At 63.2% G+C, this 17,015-nt stretch carries 16 protein-coding genes; 9 read left to right on the forward strand and 7 right to left on the reverse strand.

The genetic code is table 11. The features are described from left to right. Positions 1-11: 11 nt before the first annotated feature. On the reverse strand, positions 12-602 hold the full coding sequence (locus tag IEV62_RS03090) for a hypothetical protein (RefSeq protein ID WP_188445405.1): 591 nt from the start codon (positions 600-602) through the stop codon (positions 12-14). A gap of 1 nt (position 603) precedes the next feature. Beyond that, on the reverse strand, positions 604-1,323 hold the full coding sequence (locus IEV62_RS03095) for an AAA family ATPase (RefSeq protein WP_188445406.1): 720 nt from the start codon (positions 1,321-1,323) through the stop codon (positions 604-606). A gap of 194 nt (positions 1,324-1,517) precedes the next feature. Between IEV62_RS03095 and IEV62_RS03100 the strand changes: the two genes are divergently transcribed. Further along, on the forward strand, positions 1,518-2,519 hold the full coding sequence (locus IEV62_RS03100; RefSeq protein WP_188445407.1) for an SPOR domain-containing protein: 1,002 nt from the start codon (positions 1,518-1,520) through the stop codon (positions 2,517-2,519). A gap of 476 nt (positions 2,520-2,995) precedes the next feature. On the opposite strand, the gene serB is transcribed toward IEV62_RS03100, so the two are convergent. Further along, entirely contained in the window at positions 2,996-3,877 is an 882-nt protein-coding gene (serB, locus tag IEV62_RS03105; protein ID WP_188445408.1) for a phosphoserine phosphatase SerB, read from the reverse strand. Here serB and miaA point away from each other — a divergent pair. The 5 genes from miaA to IEV62_RS03130 all read left to right on the forward strand — a co-directional run bounded on the left by miaA (position 3,870) and on the right by IEV62_RS03130 (position 9,111). Next, a complete protein-coding gene (miaA, locus tag IEV62_RS03110; RefSeq protein ID WP_188445409.1) occupies positions 3,870-4,799 on the forward strand; it encodes a tRNA (adenosine(37)-N6)-dimethylallyltransferase MiaA in 930 nt (309 codons plus the stop codon). The genes serB and miaA overlap by 8 nt on opposite strands. A gap of 80 nt (positions 4,800-4,879) precedes the next feature. Continuing rightward, on the forward strand, positions 4,880-6,625 hold the full coding sequence (locus tag IEV62_RS03115) for an acetolactate synthase 3 large subunit (RefSeq protein WP_188445410.1): 1,746 nt from the start codon (positions 4,880-4,882) through the stop codon (positions 6,623-6,625). A 1-nt stretch (position 6,626) separates the two neighbouring features. Beyond that, positions 6,627-7,142, forward strand: coding sequence for an acetolactate synthase small subunit (gene ilvN / locus IEV62_RS03120; RefSeq protein WP_188445411.1), 516 nt, complete (start codon positions 6,627-6,629; stop codon positions 7,140-7,142). A gap of 117 nt (positions 7,143-7,259) precedes the next feature. Then, the gene (gene ilvC / locus IEV62_RS03125; RefSeq protein WP_188445412.1) at positions 7,260-8,279 is read left to right on the forward strand and encodes a ketol-acid reductoisomerase; all 1,020 of its coding nucleotides are present in this window, start codon (positions 7,260-7,262) and stop codon (positions 8,277-8,279) included. A gap of 205 nt (positions 8,280-8,484) precedes the next feature. Beyond that, positions 8,485-9,111: a YceI family protein gene (locus IEV62_RS03130; protein WP_188445413.1), complete on the forward strand. Its 627-nt coding sequence runs from the start codon at positions 8,485-8,487 to the stop codon at positions 9,109-9,111. A gap of 50 nt (positions 9,112-9,161) precedes the next feature. On the opposite strand, the gene IEV62_RS03135 is transcribed toward IEV62_RS03130, so the two are convergent. Continuing rightward, a complete protein-coding gene (locus IEV62_RS03135) occupies positions 9,162-9,554 on the reverse strand; it encodes a BLUF domain-containing protein (protein ID WP_188445414.1) in 393 nt (130 codons plus the stop codon). 233 nt (positions 9,555-9,787) lie between these two features. Here IEV62_RS03135 and leuA point away from each other — a divergent pair, with 233 nt between their 5' ends. Continuing rightward, positions 9,788-11,446 carry a 2-isopropylmalate synthase gene (leuA, locus tag IEV62_RS03140; RefSeq protein ID WP_188445415.1) on the forward strand — a complete coding sequence of 553 codons (1,659 nt, stop codon included), beginning with the start codon at positions 9,788-9,790 and terminating at the stop codon, positions 11,444-11,446. 104 nt (positions 11,447-11,550) lie between these two features. Beyond that, on the forward strand, positions 11,551-12,183 hold the full coding sequence (locus IEV62_RS03145) for a hypothetical protein (RefSeq protein WP_188445416.1): 633 nt from the start codon (positions 11,551-11,553) through the stop codon (positions 12,181-12,183). Positions 12,184-12,423: 240 nt separating this feature from the next. On the opposite strand, the gene IEV62_RS03150 is transcribed toward IEV62_RS03145, so the two are convergent. The 3 genes from IEV62_RS03150 to folE are packed head-to-tail and all read right to left on the reverse strand — an operon-like array spanning position 12,424 to position 14,167. Beyond that, complete coding sequence (locus IEV62_RS03150) at positions 12,424-12,780, reverse strand: dihydroneopterin aldolase (RefSeq protein WP_188445417.1); 357 nt, start codon at positions 12,778-12,780, stop codon at positions 12,424-12,426. Next, on the reverse strand, positions 12,777-13,550 hold the full coding sequence (locus tag IEV62_RS03155; RefSeq protein ID WP_229732808.1) for an SDR family oxidoreductase: 774 nt from the start codon (positions 13,548-13,550) through the stop codon (positions 12,777-12,779). Before IEV62_RS03155 ends, IEV62_RS03150 begins: the two co-directional genes overlap by 4 nt. Then, positions 13,547-14,167, reverse strand: a complete 621-nt coding sequence (folE, locus tag IEV62_RS03160) for a GTP cyclohydrolase I FolE (protein WP_188445419.1) — start codon at positions 14,165-14,167, stop codon at positions 13,547-13,549. Before folE ends, IEV62_RS03155 begins: the two co-directional genes overlap by 4 nt. 241 nt (positions 14,168-14,408) lie before the next feature. Here folE and IEV62_RS03165 point away from each other — a divergent pair, with 241 nt between their 5' ends. Continuing rightward, a complete protein-coding gene (locus tag IEV62_RS03165) occupies positions 14,409-17,012 on the forward strand; it encodes a TonB-dependent receptor (RefSeq protein WP_188445420.1) in 2,604 nt (867 codons plus the stop codon). Positions 17,013-17,015: the final 3 nt, after the last annotated feature.

Consider the following 17,015-nt stretch of genomic DNA (forward strand, 5'->3'; position numbering starts at 1 on the left):
CTGGGGGTGAATCAGCGGGCCGACCGAGTCGGGATCTGGCGGACCAGATCGTCAACTTCGGGCAACGATTGCAAAAATTGGTCGAGCGCCGCGGTGACCAGCGTCTGGGCCGAGGCATTGTGCAGCGCACTCGCCAGCCGCAGCCGCAAATGCCGATCATGGTCCAGCCGCAGCGTAAAAGCGGACTTGGCGTGCGTCTTGGTATGCTTCTTGGTCGTCTCGCGCCCGATCCGCGTGGCGGTCGCAACAGAAATTGGCTTGATCGTGGCAGGGGTTGGTGCGGCAAACACCGGTTCCGGCTTGGGCTCAGGCTCGTACGCAACCGGCATCGGCGCGGGCATCGCGAACTCTTCGCGCAGTACTTCGCGCTGAACGAGGACCGGTGGCACCGGCGGGGCCGGGGCATAACCCGGCTGCACTCCCTCGACATGATGCCCCATGTCGTTCCAACCGAGATCATCATGCCCGTCTGAACCCGCGCCCGGAAAGACGCCGAACCCGCCAAAGCCTTGCGGCCGCATTGCGGGTTTTGCCTGGCCTTTGCGGGCAAGCAGCGTCGAGGAAAGCGATGCGGTGGGCTTATGCTGGCCGAACATGCTCATCTCAGCTCACCACCCGGCGGCCGAAGCCACCGCCTGCCGAAGGACGCTGCGAACCATAGCCGTTGACGGCGCTCGGCGCGGCAAACACCGTCCGGCGGAAATTCTTTTCGAGCCGGTCGGAAATGTAGGTCCACAAATCGCGGACTTCCTGGGCCGACTTGCTGTTGCCGTCGCATTCCATGACGGTGCGGCCATCGATCATCGACGACGCGAAATCGGTCCGGTGATGGATCGTGATCGGTGCGACCGTGCCATGCTGCGATAAAGCGACCGCGGCTTCGGACGTGATCCTGGCCTTTGGCGTCGCGCCGTTGACGACGAACAGCAACGGCTTGCCCGCCCGTTCGCACAGGTCGACCGTGGCGCCGACCGCGCGCAGATCGTGCGGCGATGGACGCGTCGGGATGACGATCAGTTCGGCAACGGCGATCACGCTCTGGATCGCCATCGTGATGGCGGGCGGGGTATCGATCATGGCGAGCCGGAAGCCCTGCTGGCGCAGCACTTCCAGATCGGCGGCGAGCCGCGCAACCGTGGTCTGCGCGAACGCCGGATATTCCGCGCTGCGCTCGTTCCACCAATCCGACAGCGAGCCTTGCGGATCGATGTCGATCAGAACGACCGGCCCTGCCCCCGCAAGCTGTGCCTGCACGGCCAGATGCCCGGACAAGGTCGTCTTGCCCGAACCGCCTTTTTGAGATGCCATCGCGAGAACGCGCATGTTGCCCCTTTGAATTTCGGTCCCTCGAAAGCTTGAAATGGCATGCCAGGGGTCAAGGAAAGGTTAATATCGATGTCGGGGTCGTTCTTTCGAATGAACGTCGATAACGAATTCTTTGCCAAACTTGCGCTAGGAGGCATGATCAGCCCGCGTATACGGGGCGAGACGGGACAGTGACGATGCGAAGCCGTACAATGTTTGGACTGCTCGCCGCATTGGGTGGGCTTGCGACGGCGGTCGGTGCGGGGGTCGCCCCCGCCATCGCCGACGTGAAGCAAGGCGTCGATGCCTATAGCCGCGGCGAGTATCGCAAGGCCGTCGAGGAATGGCGCCCGGCGGCAATCGCGGGTGATGCCGATGCGCAATTCAACCTCGGGCAAGCCTATACGCTGGGGCGCGGCGTGCCGGTCGATATCGCGATGGCCGAAAGCTGGTTTCGCAAGGCGGCGATGCAGGGGCATTTCGAGGCTGAAGCCAAATACGGCCTGGTCTTGTTCGAACAAGGCAAGCGCACCGAAGCCGCACCCTGGCTGGAAAAAGCCGTGAAGCGCGGCGAACCGCGCGCCGAACTGGTTTTGGGCACGATGCTGTTCAACGGCGACGGGGTGCAAAAGGATTGGCCGCGCGCTTATGCGCTTCTCGTGCGCTCGGCCGCTTCGGGCATGCCCCACGCGTCCGAAGCGCAGGCACAAATGGACGCCCTGATCCCGACCGAGCAGCGTCAAGCGGGGCTCGTCCTTGCACGGCAATATGAAGCCGAAGCGCAGCGCCCGCAATTGCCGCCCGAGATTTCCGGGCAAGGCAGTGTGGCGGCGATGCGCGGGACCGATCTGCCACCTTCAAATTACGACCCGAGCGTCGAGCGCAGGCCGGAGATCGTCGCCATGCGGCCCGAGCGGCAGACGCAGCCCCGGCCGCGCGCAATGTCGCCGCCAGAGGCGGTCGCCGTCCGCAGCCCGGCACCGGCTCCCATCGCGAGCGGCCGCGGCGGCTGGCGCCTGCAGCTCGGCGCGTTTGGCGAGGCCGGCAATGCGCGCAAACTCTGGGGCCAAGTCGGCGGGCGCTTTCCCGGTGCGAGCGTCGCTTACGTGAAAGCCGGTTCACTCACCCGCGTAATGGTCGGTCCATATGGATCGCGCGCAACGGCGGCGGCGGCGTGCGGTTCGGTCAAACCGTGCGTGCCGGTGAGCGACTGAGTTTTTGACAGGAGGCTCATCGACGGGATGTCTGAAATTGATGGGTGGCGGTTCGGCTGCTTCCGGGAGCGTGATGGGAGTGAGCGGTCGTTATCTGACGCAGGCTCGATCATCCAACGTCAGCGCCATCCCTTGGACGGATGCGCGGACTGTATCGCCAACGTGGCACTTCAACTCTGCAAGTGGGACATTCTTGACCGTGACAAGGCCGTCCGAAGTGCGCGCTGTGACTTGCACTTTGTCGGTATCCCATTTCGGACGAAGACCCGGCGCTATATTGACAACAACGGCTGAGGTCTGACGCATCGGCTGGTTCGAGCAGGCCGCAAGCAACGTGGTCGCGACAAAAACGCAGAGGCTGATTGTTCGCACCTTGGCATCCTAACGACATAAATCGTGTCTGCGATCAGGATCAGCCCCACTCTCCGAAGCCTGCTCCTGGACGAAGGCGACCGGTACGGATACGCGTTCACGATCTAACTCAGTACCCATTCCGCCCGTGGAATGCCCTGCGCATAAAGTAACGCCGACAGATCGCCGTGATCGATCCGCGCGGCGGCGGCGGCGGCGACGATCGGTTTGGCGTGATAGGCGACGCCGAGGCCGGCGGCCTTGATCATCGCCAGGTCGTTCGCGCCATCGCCGACCGCGAGCGTCTGCTCGGGCAGCAGGCCGAGTTCCGCGCTCGCCGCCAGCAACGTCTGCAACTTGGTGTCGGACCCGACGATCGGCTTTGCAACCGCACCCGACAACATGCCGTCCACAATCTCAAGCCGGTTGGCGATCGCGCGGTGGAAGCCGATCTGTGCCGCAACGGGCTCGGCAAAGCGCGTGAAGCCGCCAGACACGAGGATCGCGGTTGCGCCGCGTGCGCGCATCGTTGCGATCAACGCGACGGCTCCCGGCATAATCCGGACGCGCTCGGCGAGGCAGCGGTCGATCACCGCTTCCTCGAGCCCCGCGAGCAGCGCCACACGCGCATCGAGCGCGGCTTCGAAATCGAGTTCGCCACGCATCGCCGCTTCGGTGATCGCGGCGATTTGCGGCTTGATCCCGGCATAGTCGGCCAGCTCGTCGATGCATTCGACCGTGATCATCGTCGAATCCATATCGGCGATGAGCAGCTTCTTCTCGCGTCCGGCGACCGCTTGCACGACGATATCGACGCCCGCAAACGCGCCTTCGAGCGCGGTACGCGCAGCATCCGGGCCTGAGCCGAACAAAATATCCGCCGCTTTGCCTTCGTCGATCCAGCTGTGCACGCTCGGCGCGCACCCGGCGGCATCAAGCCGATCCATCGCCGCCGAAATATCGCCTGCGCCGAGGCGATCCGATGCTATCAGCGTCGCAATGAACACGGCTTACCTCCCTAAAGTGGCGCTCATCGCAGGGCCGACCGCCAGCGGCAAGTCCGCGCTCGCGTGCACCGTGGCGGAACAGCACGACGGGGTCGTGATCAATGCGGATTCTGCACAAGTGTATCGCGACCTGCGCGTGCTCACCGCGCGCCCCTCGCCTGCGGACGAGGCTCGTGCCCCGCACCGGCTGTTCGGCCATGTCGACGGCGCGGAGAGTTATTCGGCCGCACGCTGGGCGGATGAGGCACGGGCGGAGATCGACGCGGCGCATGCCGCGGGCAAGCTGCCGGTGCTGGTCGGCGGCACCGGCCTGTATCTGCGCACGCTGCTCGACGGCATCGCGCCCGTCCCCGAGATCGACGCCGCGATCCGTGCCGCCGTGCGCGCGTTGCCGGTGGCGGAGGCGCACGCCGCACTCGCCCTGCTCGACCCCGACGCCGCCGCGCGTCTCGCCGCGGCCGACACGACGCGCGTTGCCCGCGCGCTGGAGGTGGTGCGCTCGACTGGCCGGACGCTGCGCGACTGGCAAGCGGCCAAGAGCGGCGGGATCGGTGACCAGATCGCGCTCGCCGCGCTCATCCTGCTGCCAGATCGCGATTGGCTATTGGCGCGCTGCGATGCGCGCGCCGCCGCGATGTTCGCGGCGGGGGCGCCGGACGAAGTACGCGTGCTGCTGGCCCGAACCGACATTGCGGCGTCGGCGCCGATCCGCCGCGCGATCGGGGTGCCGGAAATCGCCGCGCTGTTGGCGGGCGAAACCACGCAAGCGCAAGCGCTTGCGCTCACCCGCCTCGCCACGCGGCAATATGCCAAACGGCAATATACGTGGTTCCGCAATCAGCCTCCGCCGAGCTGGCAGCGAGCTACCATGATAGAAAACACTGATCACGCAACTGAAATCGACATATTATTACGTAATTAGTCCTTGACGCGCACATTTCGTTTCTCTAGCAGCGCCGCTCCAACGCTGCTAAAGGCCGCAGCGGTTGAAGGAGACACGACGTGAGCGAGAAAAGCGGAGCAGACATCCTGATCGAGGCGCTGTGCGATCTCGGCGTGGAGGTCGTGTTCGGCTATCCCGGTGGCGCTGTTCTCCCGATTTATGACGCGCTGTTTCGCTCCGGGCGGATCAAGCACATCCTCGTCCGCCACGAACAGGCAGCAACCCACGCCGCCGAGGGGTATGCGCGTTCGACCGGCAAGTGCGGCGTCGTGCTTGTCACCTCCGGCCCCGGCGCGACCAATGCGGTCACCGGTATCACCGACGCGCTGATGGATTCGATCCCGATGGTGGTCATCACCGGCCAGGTGCCGACCGCCTTGATCGGCACCGATGCCTTTCAGGAAGCCGACACCGTTGGCATCACGCGCCACTGCACCAAGCACAATTATCTGGTGAAGGACCCCGCGCGGCTCGGCGAGACGATCCACGAGGCGTTCTACATCGCGACCTCCGGGCGGCCCGGCCCGGTCGTGATCGACATCCCCAAGGATGTGCAGGTCGCGACCGCGCGCTATACCAAGCCCGGGCCGATCCGCCACAAAACCTACCGCCCGCAGATCAAGGCCGACCAGCCAAGCATCGAAGCGGCGATGGACATGCTCGCCGCGGCCGAGCGCCCGATCCTCTATACCGGCGGCGGGATCATCAATGCGGGTCCTGCGGCGAGCCAATTGCTGCGCGAACTCGCGCGGATCAGCGGCGCGCCGGTCACCTCGACGCTAATGGGTCTGGGTGCCTATCCGGCAAGCGGCGAGCAATGGCTCGGCATGCTCGGGATGCACGGCACCTACGAAGCCAATCTCGCGATGAACAAGGCCGATCTGATTCTGTGCCTCGGCGCGCGCTTCGATGATCGCGTGACGGGTCGGCTCGATGCCTTCTCGCCGTTCAGCCGCAAAATCCACGTCGATATCGACCGTTCTAGCATCAACAAGAACGTCCGCGTCGATCTCGCGATCGTCGCCGATGTCGGCCATGCGCTCGAGGACATGGTCCGCGTGTTCAAGGCGCGGCGGCATCCCAAGCCCGATCTCAGCGAATGGTGGCGGATGATCGCCGGCTGGCGCGCGATGAAGAGCCTCGATTTTACCGAAAACGCCGACGAGATCGCCCCACAACGCGCGGTCCGCGCGCTGTGGGAGGCGACGCACAAGCGCAACCCGATCATCACCACCGAAGTCGGCCAGCACCAGATGTGGGCGGCGCAGCATTTTGGGTTTGAGGGGCCGAACAAATGGCTGACCAGCGGCGGTCTCGGCACGATGGGCTATGGCCTGCCCGCCGCGATCGGCGCACAGCTCGGCAATCCCAAGGCGCTGGTGATCGATATTGCCGGCGAAGCGTCGATCCAGATGAACATTCAGGAGCTGGCGACCGCGACGCAATACCGCCTGCCGGTCAAGATCTTCATCCTCAACAACGAATATATGGGGATGGTCCGGCAGTGGCAGGAGCTGACCTATTCGAGCCGCTATTCCGAAAGCTACAGCGATTCGCTGCCAGATTTTGTGAAGCTGGGCGAAGCGTATGGCTGGAAGGGCATCCGGATCGACAAGATCGGCGAGCTCGATGACGGCATCGCCGCGATGCTCGATCATGACGGCCCGGTGATCGTCGATTGCCGCGTGGCGAAGCTCGCCAACTGCTTCCCGATGATCCCGAGCGGAGCGGCCCATACCGACATGATCCTGCAATCGAGCGAAGTCTCGGGCGAGATGGACGACGAAGCGAAGGCGCTGGTTTAAGATGCACATCACCACCGCCCCCACTTCGCGCCACACGCTCGCCGTGATGGTCGACAACGAACCCGGCATCCTCGCGCGGATCGCGGGGCTGTTCACCGCGCGCGGCTATAATATCGAGAGTCTGACCGTGTCGGACGTCACCGCCGACAAGGCGGTCAGCCGCATCACGATCGTCACCTCGGCGAGCGACGCGACGATGGAGCAAATCATCGCCCAGCTCGACCGGCTGGTGCCGGTGCATTCGGTCAGCGATCTCACCGCACTTGGGCCGCATGTCGAGCGCGAGCTGGCGCTGCTCAAGGTTGCCGGCACGGGCGATCACCGGATCGAGGCGCTGCGCCTCGCCGACGTCTACCGCGCGCGCGTCGTCGACGCGACGACCAGCAGCTTCGTGTTCGAAGTGACCGGGGGACGCGAGAAGATCGACACCTTCGTCACGCTGATGCGCGAAGTCGGGCTGATCGAAGTCGCCCGCACCGGCATCGTCGCGATCGCGCGGGGGAATTCCAGCGTCTGACCTGCATACAACAACCCGTCACCCCGGCCTTGAGCCGGGGTCCCGCTCCTCCCGACCGGCGAGAAGTAAGCGGGACCCCGGCTCAAGGCCGGGGTGACGACAAAGGAGCTTAAACCAATGCGCGTTTATTATGATGCCGATGCCGATCTCAACCTGATCAGCGACAAGAAGATCGCGATCATTGGCTATGGCTCGCAGGGCCATGCCCATGCGCAAAATTTGCGCGACAGCGGCGTCAAGGAGGTGGCGGTTGCGCTCCGCGAAGGCTCGGCCACCGCGCAAAAGGCGTATGCTGCCGGCTTTACGGTCAAGACCAACAAGGAAGCCGCCGCCTGGGCCGACATCGTCATGATGCTCGCCCCCGATGAGCATCAGGCGGCGATCTACGCGGAGGATCTCCACGCCCATATGAAGCAGGGCGCCGCCCTCGCTTTCGCGCATGGCCTCAACATCCACTTCGGCTTGATCGAGCCGCGCGCCGATCTCGATATCATCATGATCGCGCCCAAGGGCCCCGGCCACACCGTGCGCAGCGAGTACGTCAAGGGCGGCGGCGTGCCGTGCCTGATCGCGGTCGACAAGGATGTCAGCGGCAATGCGCATGACGTGGCGCTCGCTTATGCCAGCGGCGTCGGCGGCGGGCGTTCGGGCATTATCGAAACCAACTTCCGCGAGGAATGCGAGACCGACCTGTTCGGCGAGCAGGCCGTGCTGTGCGGCGGCATCACGCATTTGATCCAGGCCGGGTTCGAAACGCTGGTCGAGGCGGGCTATGCCCCCGAAATGGCCTATTTCGAATGCCTGCACGAGACCAAGCTGATCGTCGATCTGCTCTATGAAGGCGGCATCGCCAACATGCGCTATTCGATCAGCAACACCGCCGAATATGGCGACATCACCACCGGCCCGCGGATCATCACCGCGGAGACCAAGGCCGAGATGAAGCGCGTGCTGGCGGACATTCAGGGCGGTCGTTTCGTCAAGAATTTCGTGCTCGACAACCGTGCGGGGCAACCCGAGCTGAAGGCCGCACGCAAAGCCGCCGCCGCGCATCCGATCGAAAAGGTCGGCGCAGAGCTGCGCGCGATGATGCCGTGGATCGGCGCGAACAAGCTGGTCGATAAGGACAAGAACTGATCCGTCGACCCGTGACCCCGGCCTCGTGCCGGGGTCCACTGCCGTCCGCGACCAACGTCTTCGGGATGCGTGGCACGGTGGACGCCGGGACAAGCCCGGCATGACGGGTCCAGGGACAGCCTCCACGAAACGGTCCGTTGCCGAAACGGCGTTTGACGCTTCCCCCCACGCCGCGCACTGGAGTGCTTCTTAACGGGAGTCTCTAATGCGTATCAAAATTCTCTGCGCCGCCACTGCTGCGCTTCTGATCGGTGCCCCCCTTCTCGCCCAGACCACTCCGCCCGAGATGCTCAAGGGTGCGGGCACTGCCGCCGACGTGCAGGCCGGGACCTATGCGATCGACCCCAACCATACCCAGGTGACCTTCAGCGTCAGCCATTTCGGCATCTCGCCGTTCGCCGGGACGTTTTCCGAAGCGAGCGGCACGCTGATCATCGATCCCGCCAAGCCCGCAGTGTCCAGGCTCGACGTGACGATCCCGATCGCGAGTGTCCAGACCACCAGCAGCGTGCTCACCGGTGAGCTCAAGGGTGCCGACTGGTTCGACGCCGCCAAATTCCCGACCGCAACGTTCAAATCGACCAAGGTCACGCAAATCACGCCCGATGCGGTGCAGGTCGATGGCACGCTCACGCTGCACGGCGTGACCAAGCCGGTCATGTTTCGGGCGAAGCTGTTCGGCGCGGCGACCAATCCGATGAGCAAGAAGGCCTCGATCGGTTTCCTCGGCCGGATGGTGATCCATCGCGCGGATTTCGGCATCAGCAAATATGTACCGCTCGTGTCGGACGAAACCGTGCTGGTGATCAACGCGGCGTTCGAACGGCAATAATTGAAGCAAGTCGCCGGCGCCCGTGTCGGGTGCGCCGGCGGCGCTACGGCTCAGGCGGGCACCAGTGCGCGGAAATAGCCTGCCGTTTCGTGCGAGACATTCAGCAGCAGCCCATGCAGCCGCCGGTCGAACGCATCGACGGTCTCGCGGCGTTCGCGGTGCAGCATCATCCAGTCGCCAAACTCGCGATCCTCGATGTCGCGGTCGATCAGCATCCGCAGGTCGCGATGCCGCGGATCGCTCAACAGGCTCGCCAGCAAATCGGCGATACTATCGTCCGGCCCCTCGATCACTTGCAGGAAATCAGCGTCCTGCGTGTAGAGCAGCCCGGTAATGCCATCGAGACCGTTGCGCAGCAACGCTTGCCGCGTGATCGCCACGGCGTCGTCGTCGGCGTGACCGCTCGGGTTGGTCGTGATGCTGGTATAGATGATTTGCCGCATCCAGGCGTCCTATCCGAGCACCGCGATCGGTGAATTGATATCGATCAACCGGCCGTTCACACTGGACAGCCGCGCCCTCCAAGCGCTATTCACCGCTCATGCACCTCGCATCGCGCCTTGCCCTGCGACTTACGCGCCCTTAGGCGCGTATACTGCCGCGCGCCACGAGTGCAGCGCGGCCCGCCTAAGGACCCACCGCCCCTATCGACCCGCGATCCTTAGCGAGACTTGCCATGTTGCGTGACCCTTCGACCAAATACCGTCCCTTCCCCACCATCGATTTGCCCGACCGGCGCTGGCCATCGCAAGCGATCACCACTGCCCCGCGCTGGCTCTCGACCGATTTGCGCGACGGCAATCAGGCGCTGATCGACCCGATGGACGCGGAGAAGAAGACCCGCATGTTCGATCTGATCGTCAAGATCGGGATCAAGGAAATCGAAGTCGGCTTTCCGGCGGCGGGCGCGACCGAATTCGATTTCATCTCCGGGCTGGTCAGGACCGGCCGCATCCCCGACGATACGATGATCCAGGTGTTGACCCAGGCGCGCCGCGATTTGATCGAGACGAGCTTCGCGTCGCTGAAGGGCGCACCCCGTGCGATCGTCCATCTCTACAATGCGGTCAGCCCTGCCTGGCGCAAGATCGTCTTCGGCATGACTCGCGCGGAGGTGAAGCAGATCGCGATCGAGGGCGCGATGATGTTGCGCGACCAAGCCGCGGCGCAACCCGACACCGACTGGTTCTTCGAATACAGCCCCGAAACCTTCTCGACCGCCGAACTCGATTTCAGCCTTGAGGTGTGCGAGGCAGTGATGGACGTGCTGCGCCCCACGCCCGACCACAAATTGATCCTAAACCTTCCCGCGACGGTCGAATGCGCAACGCCCAACGTCTATGCCGATCAGATCGAATGGTTCGGTCGCAACATCCGTAACCGCGATACTGTCGCGTTGAGTCTTCACCCGCATAATGACCGCGGCACCGGCGTCGCCGCCGCCGAACTCGGGCTGATGGCGGGCGCCGACCGCGTCGAGGGCTGTCTGCTCGGCAATGGCGAGCGTACCGGCAATTGCGATCTCGTGACTGTTGCGCTCAACATGTACACGCAAGGCCTTAATCCAAAGCTGGATTTCTCGGACATCGACGCGGTGGTCAACACGGTCGCTTACTGCACGCAACTGCCGGTCCACCCGCGCACGCCTTATGCCGGCGATCTGGTCTTCACCGCGTTTTCGGGCAGCCATCAGGACGCGATCAAGAAGGGGTTTGCGGCGCAGGAAGCCAAGAACGACACGCTGTGGGAAGTGCCGTATCTGCCGATCGATCCGGCCGATCTCGGGCGCAGCTACGAAGCGGTGATCCGCGTCAATTCGCAGTCCGGCAAGGGCGGCGTCGCCTGGGTGATCGAGCAGGACAAGGGTCTCAAACTGCCCAAGCGCCTCCAGGCCGATTTCAGCCGCCACGTCCAGCGGCTAGCCGACGAGACCAGCCGCGAAATGAATGCGGGTGACATCTGGGGCCTGTTCGAGACGACCTACCTCGCGCGTGCCGACGACCGGTTCCGCCTGCTCGATTATAATGAGAGCGGCAGCGTCGGCGACCGGCTGTTCGTCGGCCATGTCGCGGTCGATGGCGAAGAGCGCTCGATCTCGGGCCGCGGCAACGGGCTGATCTCGGGCGTGATTGCAGCCCTCGGCGGATCGACCGGCCCGGCGCTCGACGTGGTCGATTATAACGAACACGCGATCGGCCACGGTGCCGACGCGCAAGCCGCCGCCTATGTCGAATGCCGCACCAGCGACGGGCGGACGGTGTTTGGGGTCGGCATCGACGCGGATATCGCAACGGCGAGCGTGCGCGCGGTGCTGAGCGCGGCGAATAGGGTGTGACTTGCTCGTTACGCGGTTGAGCATCGCCCGGTTTTGCTCAATCGCGCGGCTGTAGGGCTCTGAAGGGTAAGAAATTTTTTATCGGCAGACGCTATCGGCTGCTGATGCAAACCGCTCTCAAAGCTGCCGTAATATGCGTCATCGCTTTAATCGGTGTGGTATCTGTTCCGATTGCGGTCATTTCTGCGCAGGATTGGGGCACCCCGATACCCGTTTTGGCAACGGCAATTGGCGGGCTTTTGTTGGTCGCACTTGTGTTTTTGGCGCGCGGCAAGCGCCTTCAACGCTCAGCATATACCGGTAACGCATCGTCCGCTCGTTGGCTGGCGGAAGCGCGTTCGTCTGTAGGCAAGGAGCAAGCCCGTCAACCTGCGCCAATCTACGTAAGCCTGCTTTTGGTCATCACGCCCGTCCTGCAATATGCTTGCCTGACCTCGCTGGCCTCATCGCGAATTACCGTCGAACCGGCCGCGATTTGCGCGGTGATTGGGCTAGTCGGAATGTTCGGGGTGGCGATCTGGAACCTGCGCCAAACCCGATCGGATCCGCTGTATGAGCTCACAAGCCCCCCGTTGCGGTTAGTTGGACTTGGTCTTGCGGTCTTTGCGCTCATCGCATTCGAGGCGCTGATCAAGCATAATTTGCTAGCGACCATCCTCGCATTCTTGGTGGTCGATTTGCTGTTCATGCGACTGCTGATCGTTTGCGGCAGAAGACTGACTCGTCGATTGCGCTAAGCATCGAGCACGCTGAACGACAGCTACCCCAGGTCACAGACAAACCTGCTGTCCCACACACCCCCAATCTGTCAGCCCGGCGAGTCCGCTCTCTTTAACCGACGACGTGCCTGCCGATCCGCGCGCCCGAAAATGGCTCTGATGGTGTGACATTTGTGACTTTAGCCACAAAAACAGGCATCTCCGACCGCCCGGGTACTGTCGCTCGGGTAACGTTTGCGACTTTGCGTCGGAGGGAGCCTACCGCCCCCGCACCACCTCACACCCGACCGCCGCATCCGGATAAATATCTGGCTTCGACGTCCGCACCGTAACTTGCTCCACCCGCGCGTCGCTCAGACATAGCGCGGCGATCGCTTCGCACAGCGTTTCCTGCAAATGGAAGTGCTGGTTAGCGACGAGTGCCTGAACGCCGCTGCGCACGAAATCATAATCGAGCACGGCGTCGATCCGGTCCTCGGCGGGTGGCGCGGCGTAAGCCACCTCCATCCGCACGGAAACGATCACCCGCTGCGGCGCAGCCAGCTCCTCGGGATGGATGCCGAGGCCCATCACGACCTCCAGTCCTTCCAAGATGGTGGTGAAGCGGACGGTCATGCCCCCGCCCTGCTCTCGAACATCACGTCGCGGGTCCGCGGCAGGAAGCGCTGGCCGCAATCGACGAACAGATCCTGCCCCTGCACGCCGCGCGCGCCGAGCAGGAAGGCGACCGCGCGCGCGATATCCTGCGGGTCGACCGGGCGGCGCAGCAGGTTTTTGGACGCTGCCTCGGCGAATTCTGCCTCGGTCTGGTCGGCGCTCGGCAGCGACAGCCCCGGCGACACAGCATTGACGCGAATGCGTGGGCCGAGCGCTTGCGCCAGCATCGTCGTCGCGCCGCCGAGCGCGAATTTGGCGCAGCTGTAGGAGAAGAAATCGGGGTTGGGATTGGCGAGCTTCTGGTCGAGGATATTGACCACCGCGCCCTCCGCCAAATCATCCTGCGCCGCCAGCGCCGACGCGAGCAAAACGGGTGCCGCGAGATTGACGGCATGATGCCGCTCCAGCGACGCCGCGGTCAGCGCAGGCGGGGTATCGTATTCGAACAGCGAGGCGCTATTGACCACCGCCATCAGTGGCGCAGCGAACCCGCCGCGCGCCGCCGCGACCAGCGCCATCGGCGTCTCGGCATCGGCAAGGTCGCCTGACAGTACGATTGATCCCGGAAGGTCGGCCGAAAGCGCCGCCGCATCATCGCCCGAGTGCAAATGGTGGATCGCCACGCGCCACGCCCCACCAGCACACACTGGCCCCGCCAGATGCCGCGCGATCACCGCGCCCAGCCGCCGTGCCGCGCCCGTCACCAACACCGTGCGCATGCGCCTCAGCAGCCCATCAGCGCGAGGATTTCCTTGCGGCTGCGTTCGTCGTCGCGGAACACGCCCATCATCCGGCTCGTCACCATCGTGACGCCGGGCGTGCGCACGCCGCGCGCAGTCATGCAGGCATGGCTTGCCTCGATCACCACCGCCACGCCGTGCGGGCGCAAATGCTCCCAAATGCAGTTCGCCACCTCGGCGGTGAGGCGTTCCTGCACTTGCAGCCGCCGCGCATAGGTGTGCAGCACGCGCGCCAGCTTGGAGATGCCGACGACCCAATTGCTTGGCAGATAGGCGATGTGCGCCTTGCCGATGATCGGCGCCATATGGTGTTCGCAATGCGACTGGAACGGGATATCCTTGAGCAGCACGATCTCGTCATAGCCGCCAACCTCCTCGAAAATGCGCGACAGATGCACCGAGGGATCGTCCGAATAGCCCGAGCAATATTCCTTCCACGCCCGCGCGACTCGCTGCGGCGTATCGAGCAACCCCTCGCGCGTCGGGTCATCGCCAGCCCAGCGGATCAAGGTACGAACCGCATCGGCAACGTCATCGGGCACCGGAATCTTGGGCATGGCGGCAACCAAATCGCCATTGCCACGCCCCTCGGAACTGTCGTCCATCGTCATTCCTTCTCGAGTGAGTCGCTGCTGACGTTACGGCAAACGCGTTTCGCCGTACTGCAACATGTAAATGGTCCTATTTTGAAACTGTCTCATTTGAGCAACGGCGGCGCAAGCCCGCAGTTTTCCTAAGATTATGTCATTGACGCCTGATTTCGCGACACGCTATTTCGTGCTACCGATCATTCGAAACCGGTACCAGGCAAAGAGACCAGGATCGGCCCACCGAGGGGATGCCACCATGAAGAAATTCGAATTGCTTGCCGCGTCAGCAGTCGTACTGCTCGCAGCCACTCCGGCCTTCGCACAAACGACCAGTGCCAATACCGGCCCTGCGCCGCAAACCGCGCCGGCTGCGTCGACCGGCTCTGACGATGCCGACATCATCGTGACCGCAACCAAGCGCGAGCAAACGCTGCAGGATGTTCCGGTGTCGGTCGCGGTTACCGGTGTCGATACCATCGAGAAGGCCAAAATTCACGACTTGATCGATTTGCAGGCAAGCGTGCCGTCGCTGAAAGTCTATCAGTTGCAAAGCTCTGGTCAGACGGGTTTCCAGATCCGCGGCTTCGGCAACGGAACCGGGAATATCGGGATCGAAAGCTCGGTCGGCGTGTTCATCGACGGCGTTTATCGCTCGCGCTCGGCCTCGGCGATTTCGGATCTGCCCGATCTGGAGCGGATCGAAGTATTGCGTGGCCCGCAATCGACGCTATTCGGCAAGAACGTGTCGGCCGGCGCGATCTCGATCGTTACCAAGCGCCCGCAATTCACCTGGGGCGGCAGTGCGGAGGCAACAGCCGGGAATTTGGGGAATATCGAAGCTAAGGCATCGATCACCGGCCCGATCACGGACACCCTCGCTTTCCGTCTCTATGGCAACGTCAACCAGCGCGAGGGATATTATTCCAACCTCGTCAACAGCGTGAAGGTCAACGGGCGCAACCGTTACACGCTGCGCGGCGACGTGCTGTTCGAACCATCATCGAATTTCTCGGTCCGGATCATCGCCGACCTCAACCGCATCGACGAAGTGTGCTGCGGTGCGGTGACGATCTTCAATGGCCCGACGACCCAGCTCATCGGCGTTCCGCGGGCCTTTGGCGGCGTTGGCGGCGTTGTCGGCAACCCGGCGACCGCATTCAACCGGCAAGTGGTTTATAACACTTCGCCGAACAACCGGCTGACCGGCAAGGGGATTTCGGGTCAGGTCGATTGGGATGTCGGCTTTGCCAAATTGACCTCGATCACCGCCTATCGCACCCAGACCAACGACACCTCGCTCGACGTCGATTTCACCGGTGCCGACATATCCAACCAAACGACCGCCGACACGATCAAGACGTTCACACAGGAATTCCGCCTTGCCTCGAACAGCACGGGACCGTTCAGCTGGCTGCTCGGTGGATTTTATTCGGATGAAAAGATCACCTCAGGTCGCAACATCCTGTACGGCGCGGACGCCCGTCGCTTCGCCGACGCAGCGGTTCTCGGCTTAAGCGGGCAATCGCTTCTCGCGACATCGCCGATCCTGCAGCTTGAGCAGCTGCAGCGTGGTGCCGGCAACACGACGGTTGTGCCGGGCCAGACCTATTTCGCGCAAGGCACCGGAATTTTCGACAACTATCGCTTGAACGACCAGTCGTTTTCGATCTTCGGCCAGGCCGATTATAAATTGTTCGATCGGCTGACCCTGACTGCCGGTGGTGCGTATCTGAACGATCGCAAGGCCGCGGTCTCCAACGTCGTGCTGACCGATCGCTTCTCGCAACTGAACCTCAACAACGTGCCGGAACTCGGGTTTCTTCCGTTGTTCTTGATTGCGTGTCCGAACGCACAACCTTGCCCTGCCTCGGTGCCGAATGCAGCGATCATCAACTCCTTGCCGATCCCGACGAACACCTTTGCTGGCCTGAATGCGGTTCAGTTCTTCTATGGCGACACGGCGAACCACGGCCCGGTCAATTTCCCGAACGCCAATGAAAGCGGCATTCTGACGGGGAGCAAGTTCACCTATCTGGCGCGCGCTGCATTCGAAGTGACCAAGAAAATCAACGTCTATGGTAGCTATTCGACTGGCTGGAAGGCTGGCGCGTACAACCTTTCCTCCGACAGCCGTCCGGCCAACAACGGCGTCGGACGTACCGCCAACCCGGAAAATGTCGAAGTCTACGAAGCGGGCGCAAAGACGCGCTTCAGCGGCGGCTTCTTCAATATCGCGGTGTTCTATGAAAAGATCAAAGGCTTCCAGTCGAACGGCTTCACCGGTACCGGCTTCGCGCTGGTCAATGCCGGCAGCCAGTCGGTAAAGGGGATCGAAGCCGAGGCCTCGTATCGCCCGTTCAGAGCGTTGGTGCTGAATGCTTCGGCGACGTATCTCGACCCGAAGTACGATTCCTTCTCGCGCGCACCATGCTTTTCGTTTGATCCGCGCTGCCAGGTGCCAGCAGGATCACCCGCCGGCACGCGGGCTCCGCAATTCCGCGACTTGACGGGCACGCGCCCCGCCGGAATTTCGAAATTCTCGGGCAATATCAATGCGGTGTACACGCAGAAATTCAGCGAGACGGTCAGCGGGTTCCTGCGCGGCGAATTCGTCTATTCGAGCAAGACTGCACTGACCGATACCGTTCCGGCCTCGATCGCGAGCACCGAGGTAAAGGCCGTCAACGCCAGCGCGGGTCTGGTTCTGGCCGACGGCTTCGAAATTCAGGGCTGGGTGCGCAACTTGACGAATCAGGCCTATCTGATCGGCGCGTTCAACACCGTGATTCAGTCGGGCAGCTATAGCGGATACATCAACGAGCCGCGCACCTACGGCATTACCTTGCGCAAGAAGTTTTGAACT

It is taken from the genome of Sphingomonas psychrolutea, assembly GCF_014636175.1.
Lineage (GTDB): Bacteria > Pseudomonadota > Alphaproteobacteria > Sphingomonadales > Sphingomonadaceae > Sphingomonas > Sphingomonas psychrolutea.

Bases quoted from the DNA above. Each gene is read 5' to 3' on its own strand.
- IEV62_RS03165 (WP_188445420.1), top strand. From the start codon at position 14,409: ATGAAGAAATTCGAATTGCTTGCCGCGTCAGCAGTCGTACTGCTCGCA.
- folE (WP_188445419.1), bottom strand. From the start codon at position 14,167: ATGGACGACAGTTCCGAGGGGCGTGGCAATGGCGATTTGGTTGCCGCC.
- IEV62_RS03095 (WP_188445406.1), bottom strand. From the start codon at position 1,323: ATGCGCGTTCTCGCGATGGCATCTCAAAAAGGCGGTTCGGGCAAGACG.
- IEV62_RS03100 (WP_188445407.1), top strand. From the start codon at position 1,518: ATGTTTGGACTGCTCGCCGCATTGGGTGGGCTTGCGACGGCGGTCGGT.
- IEV62_RS03090 (WP_188445405.1), bottom strand. From the start codon at position 602: ATGAGCATGTTCGGCCAGCATAAGCCCACCGCATCGCTTTCCTCGACG.
- ilvN (WP_188445411.1), top strand. From the start codon at position 6,627: ATGCACATCACCACCGCCCCCACTTCGCGCCACACGCTCGCCGTGATG.
- IEV62_RS03130 (WP_188445413.1), top strand. From the start codon at position 8,485: ATGCGTATCAAAATTCTCTGCGCCGCCACTGCTGCGCTTCTGATCGGT.
- ilvC (WP_188445412.1), top strand. From the start codon at position 7,260: ATGCGCGTTTATTATGATGCCGATGCCGATCTCAACCTGATCAGCGAC.
- IEV62_RS03135 (WP_188445414.1), bottom strand. From the start codon at position 9,554: ATGCGGCAAATCATCTATACCAGCATCACGACCAACCCGAGCGGTCAC.
- IEV62_RS03145 (WP_188445416.1), top strand. From the start codon at position 11,551: ATGCAAACCGCTCTCAAAGCTGCCGTAATATGCGTCATCGCTTTAATC.
- leuA (WP_188445415.1), top strand. From the start codon at position 9,788: ATGTTGCGTGACCCTTCGACCAAATACCGTCCCTTCCCCACCATCGAT.
- IEV62_RS03150 (WP_188445417.1), bottom strand. From the start codon at position 12,780: ATGACCGTCCGCTTCACCACCATCTTGGAAGGACTGGAGGTCGTGATG.
- miaA (WP_188445409.1), top strand. From the start codon at position 3,870: ATGAACACGGCTTACCTCCCTAAAGTGGCGCTCATCGCAGGGCCGACC.